This window comes from Clostridia bacterium (assembly GCA_017438525.1).
In the GTDB taxonomy this organism is placed as follows: domain Bacteria; phylum Bacillota; class Clostridia; order Oscillospirales; family RGIG8002; genus RGIG8002.
The window spans coordinates 1-12,530 of sequence record JAFRVI010000046.1 but is presented as its reverse complement, the minus strand read 5'-3'; the positions used below and the strand labels follow the sequence as shown (position 1 = coordinate 12,530).

9 protein-coding genes are annotated in these 12,530 nt (G+C 56.1%); all 9 read left to right on the top strand.

The annotated features are described in order from the left end of the window. Window positions 1-128 precede the first annotated feature (128 nt). The 9 genes from IJL83_04510 to IJL83_04470 all read left to right on the top strand — a co-directional run bounded on the left by IJL83_04510 (window position 129) and on the right by IJL83_04470 (window position 12,381). On the top strand, window positions 129-689 hold the full coding sequence (locus IJL83_04510; protein ID MBQ6552859.1) for a hypothetical protein: 561 nt from the start codon (window positions 129-131) through the stop codon (window positions 687-689). Between the two features lie 56 nt (window positions 690-745). Continuing rightward, the gene (locus IJL83_04505; GenBank protein MBQ6552858.1) at window positions 746-1,657 is read left to right on the top strand and encodes a DnaD domain protein; all 912 of its coding nucleotides are present in this window, start codon (window positions 746-748) and stop codon (window positions 1,655-1,657) included. Continuing rightward, the gene (locus IJL83_04500; GenBank protein MBQ6552857.1) at window positions 1,654-2,634 is read left to right on the top strand and encodes an ATP-binding protein; all 981 of its coding nucleotides are present in this window, start codon (window positions 1,654-1,656) and stop codon (window positions 2,632-2,634) included. The genes IJL83_04505 and IJL83_04500 overlap by 4 nt, the downstream gene beginning before the upstream one ends. Continuing rightward, the gene (gene mfd, locus IJL83_04495) at window positions 2,631-6,128 is read left to right on the top strand and encodes a transcription-repair coupling factor (GenBank protein ID MBQ6552856.1); all 3,498 of its coding nucleotides are present in this window, start codon (window positions 2,631-2,633) and stop codon (window positions 6,126-6,128) included. Before IJL83_04500 ends, mfd begins: the two co-directional genes overlap by 4 nt. Next, window positions 6,129-7,448, top strand: coding sequence for a peptidylprolyl isomerase (locus IJL83_04490; GenBank protein ID MBQ6552855.1), 1,320 nt, complete (start codon window positions 6,129-6,131; stop codon window positions 7,446-7,448). It begins immediately after the preceding gene. Between the two features lie 609 nt (window positions 7,449-8,057). Then, entirely contained in the window at window positions 8,058-9,095 is a 1,038-nt protein-coding gene (locus IJL83_04485) for a helix-turn-helix transcriptional regulator (GenBank protein MBQ6552854.1), read from the top strand. Between the two features lie 237 nt (window positions 9,096-9,332). Further along, complete coding sequence (locus IJL83_04480; protein ID MBQ6552853.1) at window positions 9,333-9,473, top strand: rubredoxin; 141 nt, start codon at window positions 9,333-9,335, stop codon at window positions 9,471-9,473. A gap of 86 nt (window positions 9,474-9,559) precedes the next feature. Then, window positions 9,560-10,204: a hypothetical protein gene (locus tag IJL83_04475; protein ID MBQ6552852.1), complete on the top strand. Its 645-nt coding sequence runs from the start codon at window positions 9,560-9,562 to the stop codon at window positions 10,202-10,204. A 278-nt stretch (window positions 10,205-10,482) separates the two neighbouring features. Beyond that, the gene (locus tag IJL83_04470; GenBank protein MBQ6552851.1) at window positions 10,483-12,381 is read left to right on the top strand and encodes a sulfatase-like hydrolase/transferase; all 1,899 of its coding nucleotides are present in this window, start codon (window positions 10,483-10,485) and stop codon (window positions 12,379-12,381) included. Window positions 12,382-12,530: the final 149 nt, after the last annotated feature.

The window sequence follows — 12,530 nt, the reverse complement described above, 5'->3', positions numbered from 1 at the left end:
TTGAACTAATAATTTCTTATTTTGAACTTCATAATCGAGGTTAGTGTCAATTAAACCTTCACCAAAATCTAATTGACTGGTGTGATAGTTTAATACTCGGTTTTATCGCGCCCGTTCAGGTCGCGGTCGTGCCCGTCGCGGCGCATAAGGAAGGCGTGCTCGACGCCGCCCGCGCCCTCGCCGCCAAGCTGAAGGCCGCGGGCATCCGCGTCACCGTCGACGAGCGCGAAGCGACTCCCGGCTGGAAGTTCGCCGAGCACGAGATGCGCGGCGTACCGCTCCGCGTCGAGATCGGCCCGCGCGACATCGAAAACGGCGTCTGCATGGCCGCCAAGCGCACCGGCGGCGACAAGTTCACCATAGCCAACGACGATTCCCTCGCCGACAGCGTGAAGAAGGTGCTCGACGACGTGCAGAGCGAGCTTTACGCCGCCGCGCTCGATAACCTCAACAGCCACATCTACGAGGCGACCGACCTCAAGACCTTCAAGGATATCGCCGAGAACAAGCCCGGCTTCATCAAGGCGATGCTCTGCGAAAACCACGACCACGAATGCGAAGACAAGCTCAAAGAGGTCGCCGGCGTGACCTCGCGCTGCATCCCCTTCGATGGCGAGCCGATAGCGGATACCTGCATCGTCTGCGGGAAAAAGGCGAAGAATCTCGTCTATTTCGGCAAGGCGTATTAAGCTTATTTACAAAACCGCGCTGACCGCGGTCAGCCGATGAACTTACAGAGGTAACGATGCCCAAGATCGACTTCACCCCGTCGCCCTATTTCGGAGTTCCGTCCGCGCTGGTGGACGAATTCATGAAGGACGCCGACGAGAAAAAGCTGAAGATACTGCTCTATATCCTCCGCCACGCGCCGCGCGCGGTCACCGTGGAGGAGCTTTGCCGTGCCAGCGGCGCGAGCGTTTCCGCTGTCGAGCTGATAGTCGAATACTGGAAGGACAGCGGCGTGCTCGGCGCGCCCGCGGAGCCGAAGGCGGCTCCCGCGCCCGAGCGGAAGAAGACCGGCGCCGTCGAGGTCGCGAAGGCGGCGGAGACGGATGAGACGCTCTCCTTCCTGCTAAAGCGCGCGCAGGAGCTCGTCGGACATACGCTCACCCGCTCCGAAACGGAGGCGCTTTTCTCCGTTTACAGCTGGGCGGGCATCCCCGCCGACGCATTTCTGCTGATGGTGCAGTACTGCGTTTCGATAGGCAAGCCGAATATGCGTTACGTCGAAAAGCTCGCATATTCCTGGCAGGATGAGGGCATCGACAGCTACGAAACCGCCGAGAAGAAGGTGGCCGAAATGAAAGCCGCCGACAAGGCGGAGACGAAGATAAAATCCATAGTCGGTATCGAGGGGCGCAACCTCACTACTTCCGAAAAAACCCACCTGCAGCGCTGGATAAACGAATGGGGCATGGGCTGGGACCTCATCACCGTCGCCTTCGAACGCACCGCCGACAACACCGGCAAGGCGTCCTTCGCCTATATGAACGGCATACTCAAAAAGTGGCGCGAGCAGGGCATCAAAAAGAAGAAAGACCTCGAAAAAGAAAATACGCGTCCGGAGAAGAACGGCGCCAACCGTTCCTTCTCCAAAGCCGACGTAAAGGCCTATGAGGAATGGGGACGCAAAAAGCTGAAGGAGGCCTCCGAATGAGCTACGGCAGAGACGTATACGAGGAAGCGCTGGCGCACCTGAAGCAAAAGCATAACCTCTGCTCCATGATAACGGAAGAAAGACGCGCGCTGCTTCGCGAAGCGAATCCCCGCTTCAGCGAGATCGACGCCGAACTTCGCGGCACCTCATCCGCGCTTTTCGCCGCGCTGCGTTCAGGCAACAGTGCCGAATCCTTCAACAGAATCATGGAGAAAAACCACGCGCTCCGTGCCGAGCGCGAAAAACTGCTCGCCGACGCAGGCCTCGACGAGCACTATCTCGACGAAATTTACGCATGCGACAAGTGCCGCGACGAATACTATATCGACGGCAGGATGTGCGACTGCCTGAAAAAAGAGCTGCGGCTGACCGCCTACGAACGGCTGAACGCATCCTCCCGTCTGAAGCTGACCTCCTTCGATGACTTCGACCTCGGTTACTACTCCGAAGAAACGGACGAAATGCTCGAGGAATCTCCGAGAGAGCGCATGACCGACGTGCTCGCCTACGTCAAACGCTACGCTGCGGAAATACGCACGCGGCGCGACAGTCTGCTTTTCACCGGCGGCACCGGACTCGGCAAAACGCACCTATCCCTCGCCGTCGCCAAAGAAGCGGTCGACGCCGGACTCGGCGTTATCTATGACAGCGTTCCGACGCTGATGACGAAGCTCGACAACGAGCGTTTCGGCAGAGGCGACGAAGGTCTGACCGAGGCCGTCTGCTCCTGCGATCTGCTGATACTCGACGACCTCGGAGCCGAACACAACACCGCCTCCACACGCACCTTCATTTACACGATAGTAAATTCGCGCATCATGTCCGCGCTTCCGACTATAATCAGCACAAACCTTTCGATCCCGGAGCTCAGCGAACGCTACTCCGACGCGGTCTACTCCCGTCTGACCGGCGACTACACACCGGTATTTTTCTGCGGGACGGATATAAGACTTAAGAAAAAAATGGGTATCAAATGATTGACGCTTTGAGAAAGCTCGTGAGCGAGCTCGAATGCCGCCCGCGACTCGAAAAAGCAATAAAGAAAGAGAGCTGCGCCTACCTATGCGGACTTTCCGCGGCGGCAAAAGCGCAGCTTATTTTCGCGCTGTCCGCGGACACGGGAAAGCCCGCCGTCGTGGTCGTTCCCGACGAGAAGGCCGCCGTTTCGATGAAGCACGACCTTGAGACGCTCTTCGGCTACGGAGTGTACGTCTTCCCGCAGCGCGACTTCGTTTTCGACAGCGTCGAGGGCTTCAGCCGCGACAGCGCGCACGCGCGTCTCGCGGCGCTTTCCGCGCTGCTGGATGGCAAGGCAAACGCCGTCGTCGCACCCGCCGCCGCGTGTATGGACACCACCCTGCCGCCCGAAACGCTCGCGAGGCGCATCCTTCCGCTGAAAGCCGGCGGTGAATACCCGCCGGACACAGTCGTTTCCGCGCTCTCCGGCGGCGGCTACACACGCGTCGACACCGTCGAGGGCGTCGGGCAGTTCGCGCTTCGCGGCGACATCATCGACTTCTACCCGCCGTCCGACAGCCCCCTGCGCCTCGACTTTTTCGACAACACGCTTGAGAGCGTCAACCGCTTCGACGTCTTCACCCAGCGCCGCGGAGAAAAGCTGACGGAGTGCGCGATAACCCCCTGCGCCGAATGCGCGCCGGACGACGCGGACGCCTTCGAAGCCGCCCTCGCCGCGCTCGCGAAAAAGGACGCCTCCGCCGCCTCCGATCTCGAACGCCTCCGCGCGTTCGGGCGGCTGCCGTCGGCGGATAAATACCAGAAACTCATAATGCCGGAAGCCGCGACCCTCGCGGATTACTGCGAAGACGCGCTCGTCTTCATCGCCGAGCCGCACGCCTGCGCCGAACGCGCGCGCGAATCCGCGACCGCCTGGCGCGAGGAGCAGGCCGCGCTCATAGAGAGCGGCTCACTCGGAGGCGGCGAGAACGGGCTGCGTCTGAAATACGCGGAGTTCGTATCCGTTTATAACTGCAAGGCCTCCTTCCTGCTCGAAGACCTGCGCCGCACGTCCGGCGAATTCAAGCGCGACTTCGAGGAGCGCGTGCCCGTCCGCGCAACGGGCGCGTGGCAGGGCGGCCTGGCTCAGCTCGACGAACTAATGGGCTCCTACAAGCGCAAGGGCAGCCGCGTGCTTCTCTTCGCCGGCAGCGAAAAGAACGCCGAATACGTCGCCGGATACCTGCGCGAAAACGGCGTGGGCGCCCGCTTCCTGCACGAGCCGGAAAGCATCGACGCAGGCGTCGTCACCGTCACCGACGGCTTCTTCTCCTCCGGCGTCGAATACGAAAGCGCGAACGCCGCCGTCGTTACCTGCGGCGAGCTCCCCTACGCGCGCAGAAAGCGCGCGAAGCTCCACAAAAAAGGCAGCCCCGTCAACTCCCTCGCAGACCTGCGCGAAGGCGACCTCGTCGTACATTCCTACTACGGTATCGGGCGCTACGAAGGCGTCGAGCAGCTGACGTTCGAGGGCGTTACGAAGGAATATATCAAGATAAAATACGCCGGAACGGACTCTCTCTTCGTGCCGGTCAACCAGCTCGATCTCGTCTCCAAATACATCGGCGGACACGCCGAGGGCGCGGTGCAGCTCTCCAAGATGGGCGGCACCGCGTGGAAAAACGCCACGAAGCGCGCGAAGGCCGCCGCAAAAGACCTCGCAAAAGAGCTTATCAAGCTCTACGCCGAGCGCACCAGCCGCCCCGGCCACGCCTTCTCCCCGGACGGAGAGTGGCAGCGCGAATTCGAGGCCGCGTTCCCGTTCGAAGAGACGGACGACCAGCTCCGCTGCGCCGAGGAGGTCAAGGCGGACATGGAAAGCTCCGTTCCGATGGACCGCATACTCTGCGGCGACGTCGGCTACGGCAAGACGGAAGTCGCGCTCCGCGCATGCTTCAAGTGCATCTCAGACGGTATGCAGGCGGCGATACTCGTGCCGACCACGCTGCTCGCGCTCCAGCATTACAACACCGCCGTGCGCCGCTTCGAGCGGATGCCGGTCGAGATCGAGTTCCTCTCCCGCTTCAAGACGAAGAAGGAGCAGAACGAAATACTCAAACGCCTCGCCGACGGCAGATGCGACCTCATCGTCGGCACACACCGCATACTTTCAAAAGACATTCGCTTCAAAAACCTCGGCCTGCTCGTCATCGACGAGGAACAGCGCTTCGGCGTCGCGAGCAAGGAGAAGCTCCGCCAGCTCTGCAAGGGAGTCGACACGCTGATGCTCTCCGCGACTCCGATACCGCGCACGCTGAATATGGCGCTCTCCGGCATCCGCGATCTGTCAATGCTCGAGGAGCCGCCCGTTGACCGTCAGCCGGTGCTGACCTTCGTCGCAGAGTACTCGCCGAAGCTCGTATTCGGCGCGATCGAGCGCGAGCTTTCCCGCGGCGGACAGGTCTATTACCTCTACAACCGCGTCGAAGGCATCGAGCGCGTCGCCGCGCGGATAGCGGAGCGTTTCCCGAACGCCGCCGTCGCCGTCGCCCACGGACAGATGGACGAGGACGAGCTGTCGGACATATGGTCAGCGGTCGTCGCCGGAGATATACAGATACTCGTCTGCACCACCATCATCGAAACCGGCATCGACGTGCCGAACGTCAACACGCTCATCGTCGAGAACGCCGACCTGATGGGGCTTTCGCAGCTTCACCAGCTCCGCGGAAGAGTCGGCAGAAGCGCGCGCCGCGCCTACGCCTATTTCACCTTCCGCAAGGATAAGGCGCTCAGCGAGGTCTCCGAAAAGCGCCTCGCCGCGCTGCGCGAGTTCACCGAGTTCGGCAGCGGCATCAGGATCGCGATGCGCGACCTCGAAATACGCGGCGCGGGCAACCTCATCGGCTCCCAGCAGAGCGGCCATATGGACGCTGTCGGCTACGACCTCTATATGAAGCTGCTCGCCGAGGCCGTGCGCGCCGAGAAGGGCGAGGCGCCCGAGGTACGCGACGCCGACTGCTTCGTCAACCTGCCCGTCTCCGCCTACATTCCCGAGAGCTACGTCGCCTCCGAGCTGACGCGCATCGAGCTTTACCGCGCAATCGCCGCCGTCGCCTCTCGCGAGGACGCGGACTCCGTCGCCGCTGAGCTGAACGACCGCTTCGGCGATCCGCCGAAGTGCGTTTCCGACCTGATAAAGATCGCCCTGCTCCGCGCCGACGGCAATCGCCTGGAGCTCGACGAGATATCCTTCCGAAACGGCGGATTATGCGTCATCCCGACCGAGCCGGATGAGGCCGTTCTCGGCCGCGCCGCACTCATTATCGGCAGGAACGCTTCTGTAAAAGTCGGGGCAAAACCCTATCTTTACGTAAAAAATGTTGACAAGCGTCAAACTTTGAGTATAATTGAAGAAGTGTTAGATAAATACAAAATGGCGCAATATGTACCGGATGAGTTAAAATCGACGATTCCGGTGACGTCTCCAAATAAGAAAGGAATGTCAAGCTAAATGAAAACCGTAAAGAAACTCGTTTCCCTCATCGTTATCGCCTGCCTGCTCGGCGGCATAGCGGTATCCTTCAGCGGCTGCGGACTCGCTACCCGTACCGCCGGAACCGTCGAAGGCGAAGATATCCCCGCCGGAATGTACATCTATTTCCTGCACTCCGCCATCCTCAACCTCGAGCAGCAGTATCAGTACGGACAGCTCTCCAGCGAGTATTCCGAGAGCAGCGACGAATCCTCCGAAGAGGCGTCCCTGCCCGAATCCTCCGAGCCCGAATCCTCCGAGCCCGAATCCTCCGAGCCCGAATCCTCCGGGGAACCCGCTTCTTCCGATGAGCCCGAGTCCTCCACCGAGTCATCCTCCACCGAATCTTCGAGCGAGTCGAGCGAAGACAAGAATCCTGCTACCCTCTGGGACGCGATCGTTGAGAACAAGCCCGCGAAGGATTACGTCATAGACAAGGCGTATGAGAACTGCGCCTGGGTCATCATCATGGAGAAGAAGGCCGCCGAGTACAAGATCGAGTTCACCGACGAAGACAAGGCCACCCTCGAATCCAACTACGCCCAGAACGGCGGCAAGGCCGAGCTCGAGACAAACCTCAACGAGATGGGCGTTTCCATCGAGACCTATGAGCGCATCGTCAAGGCCGGCATCATCCAGGAGCACCTCAAGGAGCTGCTCTACGGCGAAGAAAGCGGCAACGGCGTCAGCGAAGCGGATCAGAAGAAGGAATACGACGAGAATTACCGCCGCGTCAAGCACATCCTCTTCAAGACCCAGGGCCTGACCGACGATAAGGATGAAGAAGGCAACGTCACAAAGTCCGCCGACGAGAAGAAGGCGGAGATCGAAGCCACCTACAAGGAAGTGCTCGCCAGAGCCCAGGCCGGCGAAGACTTCGAGGCGCTCGTCGAGGAATACAGCGAAGACGGAATGGACAAGGACAAGGGCTATATCTTCAAGAAGGGCGATATGGTCAGCGAGTTCGAGACTGCCGCATGGGATCTCGCCGTCGGCGAAATTTCCTCCTGCGAATCCACCTACGGCTGGCACATCATCAAGGCCTACGACAAGTACGAAAAGCCCGAATATATGACCGAAGCGCTCTCCGAGTTCATCAGCAACTACGAGAACGAGAAGTATGAAGAAGTCGAGAACAAGTGGATCGAGGAAGCGGCCGTAAACAGAAGCAGCGCGGCAGTCCGCCGCTACAGCCCCTCCGATATCTACGAGGACAACAACGTCGCTTCCGTCGTTTCCCAGCAGATCGCCTACTACAACTCCTATTACGCTTCGATGATGGCAAGCGGCAACAACTGATAACTTCAAACGCAAAAAAGCCGCCCGATCGGGACGCCTGCGATAAAGCAGGCGTCCCGAGTTTTTTCGCTTTTATCCATTCCGTGTCGTTTTCCTCGAAACTAACGCAAAAGCGCTTTTGACAACCTGCGGTCATCAAAAGCGCATTTCGTTCCTTGGGCAGCAAAACGTGTGCGGCGTTTTCGTATCCCGCCGCAGGGATTGTCAAACGTAAAGCCGCTTAATATGTTGACGGCGATATTCAATTTTCGTACTCTTCCTACATAAAGCGACCCAACCGCAAATAGCATTACACAAAATATTGATATGTTCGTCAAGAGGGTTTTGGAAAAATGTGGTCGAAGAACGAAAAAACGTCAGAGTATTTTCCGAAGGCAGTGGAAATTATAACATTTTTATGATATAATGATTTCGGACGAATTCTAAATAACGTCGAGTTATTCAAAAGAAGATGTGGTACCGAGGTTTGAATTGAATTAATGATTTACGGTGTCGTTTATAATAGAGAATAAGAAAAAAAGGCTACAAACTGAAACCAATCTTTGCAGAAAAAGTTGCGATTTTTGTTCTGATTTTTTGTATAATGGACTCGGAAAGGAGATGAGCGCTATGATGAACACAGCGGAAAAGCTTAACGCGGTGATCGACTATATTGAAAATCATCTGACCGAAGAAATTGAACAGGAGAAACTTGCGCAAATCGCGTGCTGTTCGTTCTTTGATCTAGGCAGATTGTTTTCTCTTATAGCCGAAGTTACTATTTCCGATTATATCAGAAAGCGGAGACTGACAAAAGCGGGAACGGAATTGAAATATGATAACGCAAAGGTGCTTGCTACCGCACTCAAATACGGTTATGAGTCGCCGGTATCATTTGCAAGAGCGTTTCAAAGCTTTCACGGATTTAATCCGGGCAATGCGTCGGACCGTGGCAACGTTCTGAAGGTTTTTCCGAAGCTTGTTTTTCAAGTTAGCGCAAAAAACGTTATGGATAAGATCAGAACAGAACGCATTATGGTGGACGGAAAAGAGTACAGCGCAAGTTACTTTGGCGAGCAGGATATGTCGTACTGGTCGGATTATGCGACAAAGCGCGAGTTCTGGCGGCTTGAAAATGTCGGGAACGAGTTTGCGAACTGTAAAAAGTTTCGGGAGGTTCTGCCGTACAACAATTATCCTCCGATGGATATTCAGATCGGTCAGGTTTTTGTTGTTGACTATCACAAATTCGACGGCACGATTGATAGAAAATATTATATTGCCGACGGAACCGTCTGGCAGGATATGCCCTCGACAAGGGAGTTTGTGCTCTGGGGAATGTCTCCAATCAGAAAAGACACTCTGACGGTTGCGGACAGAGAATACGAGGCGAGTTACTTTGGCGAGCAGGATATGTCGTACTGGTCGGATTATGCGACAAAGCGCGAGTTCTGGCGGCTTGAAAATGTCGGGAACGAGTTTGCGAACTGTAAAAAGCTTGGGGAGGTTCTGCCGTACAACAATTACCCGCCTATCAGTTTTCAGATCGGTCAGGTCTTTGTTATTGATTACCACACCGTCAGCGGCGTGATTGAGAGAAAATATTACATCGCCGACGGAACCGTCTGGCAGGATATGCCTTCAACAAGACAGTTTATTCCGGACTAACTAATAATCCAAAATCGAGGCGGGGATTGCCCCCCGCCTCGCGACGTTGTTACAGATAAACGATTTCTTTTTTCGTACGTCCCATTCACACTCACCCGTAAAAGCACCGCAAGGGACGCCTGCTCTATGGCAAGTGTCCCTCGGGCGGCTTTTTTGATTAAAGGTATTGCGTTTTTATGCCGAATAATGTTATAATCGCATAGTCGGCGGTATGCCGGTATGCAAAAGGAGGATTCGATCATGAAGTACGTATGCGTTTTGTGCGGTTACGTTTACGACGAGGAGGCCGAGGGCGTCAAGTTCGCGGACCTTCCCGACGACTGGACCTGCCCGCTCTGCGGAGCCGGCAAGGATGATTTCGAGCTTCAGCAGGACTAAAGGCCGATGGCAAAGGACCGCGGTCCGTACGCGCGGACCGCGGATTTCCCTTTTCTCTCCGTATAACACACCACGAAAGGAAACCGATGAAAAAACTCATCAACTGGTTCAAACAATACGGCTATTACTACAAATACGTATTCATAACTCTGATACTCGCCGCCGTGCTGCTGACGATCGGACTCGTAAGTTGTCTTTCAAAAACAAATTACGATCTGACCGTTATCCTCTCCGGCGATTTCTTCATATACGACACCGAGGTCTACGCATACGAAAACGTGCTTAAAGAATACATCGACGATTGGAACGGCGACGGAAAGGTCAACGTGCAGGTTATGGGGCTTTCCACGAACGCGGGAAACCCACAGCTCAACTTTTCCTACAACCAGCGCTTCCAGGCGGAGATAATGACCGGCGAAGTGCTGCTCTTCATTACCGACGAAGGCAAGTATAAGCTGCTCGAAAACGCCGGCGGCGTCGCCGACGTAAGCAAGCTCCTCCCATCCGGATACCCGCAAAGCAAATACTTCACCTTCTCCGGAAGCGCAGTCTCGCAGAAGGTGCGCGCCGAATATAAGAAACTCTGCGGCGATATGGAGCCGCCTACCGCCGAGCCGTCCGGACTGCGTATGTATATACGCACCGCGCCGGACGACGCGGAGGATAATCCCGAATACCTCAAAAAATATGAACACATCTCGGAGCTTTTCCGTAAAATAGCTTCGGAATAGTCGTCGCTTCAAGTAAAGCGTTTATTCTCTCCGCAAATATCCGCAAAACCGCACTTCCCCGCGGTTTCAGTATCATTGTCAACATAAAACGGGTAAACATACGCAAATACCATATGAGTAATATTCATATGAATATTACTCATATCTCCTGAATATTCGTAAGAGTTCGGATTTTGCCGGCAAAAAACGCTGCTTCAGAGGCGTTCCTTTTTGCCGGACAGCTCAAATCATCAAACCGTTTCTCCGCAGATACGGAGCCGAAAAGGAGCCGATTATCAATGCGCATAAGGCAAAAACTGACAAAAGAGACAATTGAAAAATACATAGCGCCGGTCGCGATACTTCTGATCGCCGCGAATCTTCTGACCGTTATAATGTGCATCGTCAGCGAAGGCACCTTCCTGCGCGCGTTTCTCATGCCGAGCGGCTGGGCGTTCGTAATGAACACTCTTATGGTCTATATGCCTATGCTGGTGCTTTTCTTTCTGGTCAGAAGGACCTGGATCGCATTCCTGCCGATTTCGTTGGTTTTCTGCGCCTTTAACTACTTCGACTATCTGAAGGTAAGCATCCGCGGCGAAACGATACTCCCCTGCGACTTCACGATAATAACCGAAGCCGCTGAAACCGTCGGGATGCTCGAGCTCGAAATAACGGTCGGACTGATAGCGGCAATAGTGCTGACAGCCGCGATAACCGTCGGCCTCTTCTTTTTCGACAAGCTCGTGATACGCAGAAACGGGCTGATGATACGCCTGCGCAACGGCGCGATAATCGCCGCCGTCACGCTTGCCGTCACCGTCGCCGGATTCTTCGGAACATTCCTCAACCCCGCTTTCCTGAAGGCAACAGGGCTGACCGCTTATCAGTGGAAGCAGCTGAACACGCGGAACAACAACGGCTTTTTGGTAAACTTCCTCGCGAACATCCCCTACGTCATCCCAGAGAAACCCTCGGGCTACGGCGAGGACTCCGCACAGGCGACATACGACGAGGTGATTGCGGAACTGAACGAGGCGTATACCGCAAACGGCGACGAAAAGCCGAACATCATTATAGTTATGAACGAATCCTTCGCGGACGCAGACAAGTTCGCGTATATCAACTTCGAGCAGTCCACGACGCCTACGCTGCACGAAACGACCCGGACAAAGACCGGCGGAACGCACTTCACGCCGCAGTTCGGCGGCGGCACGGCGAACGTTGAGTTTGAGCTGCTGACCGGCTACAGTCTGCGCTACCTTCCCGCAAGCTCCACACCATACCAGCAGCACGTCAAAAAGGTCACACCGAGCTACGTCAGCTTCCTGCGCGACGAGCTGGGCTACTCCACCGTTGCGATACATTCCTACGGGCCGCACTTCTGGAACCGCGACAACGTATATCCGCTTATCGGCTTCGAGAAGTTCGTCTCCGAGCCGGATTTCTACCTGCCGCTCCGCATGCGCACCTACGTCAGCGACGAATCGACCGCGGATATGATCATCAGCCAGTATGAAGAGAACCGCGCTACCGGCAAGCCCTTCTTCAACTTCACCGTGACGATGCAGAACCACGGCAGTTACGGCGGCGGCGACTACGACGAAGCGACGATGATAAACGCCACCGACGGCAGCGCAGACCTTTCGAGCCGCGTCTTCGGAGCGATACGCAGCTACGCTACGAGCATCAAGTTCGCTGACGATATGCTCAGGCAACTGACCGATTACTTCTCGACCTGCGGCGAACCGACGATAATCATGTTCTTCGGCGACCACCTCGGTTCCTTCGGCAATAAGGACTCCTCTTATTATGCCGCGGGCTACACGAAGAATACCTCCGATACGCTCCCCGGCTTCTACGACCTGCACACCCCTCCCTTCGTCATCTGGGACAACTACACGGACGTTTCCGCAAGCCCGGATACGTCGCTGAGCACCTACTACCTGATCCCGTATATGACCGAGATCTATTCCCTGCCGCAGCCCGTATACTTCAAATACCTGCTTCAGCAGAGCGAACTCGTCAAGGGCACCGGCGGCGACTACTACCTTCGCGGCGACGGAAGCATCGCGGAAAGCGGCTCCGTCACCGAAGAGGAGAACGCCGAGCTGGAACGTCAGCATTTATTCCAGTACGACGCGCTCTTCGGCAAGCAGTACGTAACCGACAAGATCTGGGCGAAGTATAAAGAATAGTGATTAGCGCAATAAATATCCCCCCGTAAAACGGGGGGTATTTCATTTTCGGGCATAGCCCTTATAATACTGGCGACGCACAAGTGCGTTTTAGATTGGCCTGCCAGCCATGCATCTGTTACTTACTACCCATAAATGGGTCCCGTGGG

Bases quoted from the DNA above. Each gene is read 5' to 3' on its own strand.
- IJL83_04505 (MBQ6552858.1), top strand. From the start codon at position 746: ATGCCCAAGATCGACTTCACCCCGTCGCCCTATTTCGGAGTTCCGTCC.
- IJL83_04500 (MBQ6552857.1), top strand. From the start codon at position 1,654: ATGAGCTACGGCAGAGACGTATACGAGGAAGCGCTGGCGCACCTGAAG.
- mfd (MBQ6552856.1), top strand. From the start codon at position 2,631: ATGATTGACGCTTTGAGAAAGCTCGTGAGCGAGCTCGAATGCCGCCCG.
- IJL83_04490 (MBQ6552855.1), top strand. From the start codon at position 6,129: ATGAAAACCGTAAAGAAACTCGTTTCCCTCATCGTTATCGCCTGCCTG.
- IJL83_04485 (MBQ6552854.1), top strand. From the start codon at position 8,058: ATGATGAACACAGCGGAAAAGCTTAACGCGGTGATCGACTATATTGAA.
- IJL83_04475 (MBQ6552852.1), top strand. From the start codon at position 9,560: ATGAAAAAACTCATCAACTGGTTCAAACAATACGGCTATTACTACAAA.
- IJL83_04470 (MBQ6552851.1), top strand. From the start codon at position 10,483: ATGCGCATAAGGCAAAAACTGACAAAAGAGACAATTGAAAAATACATA.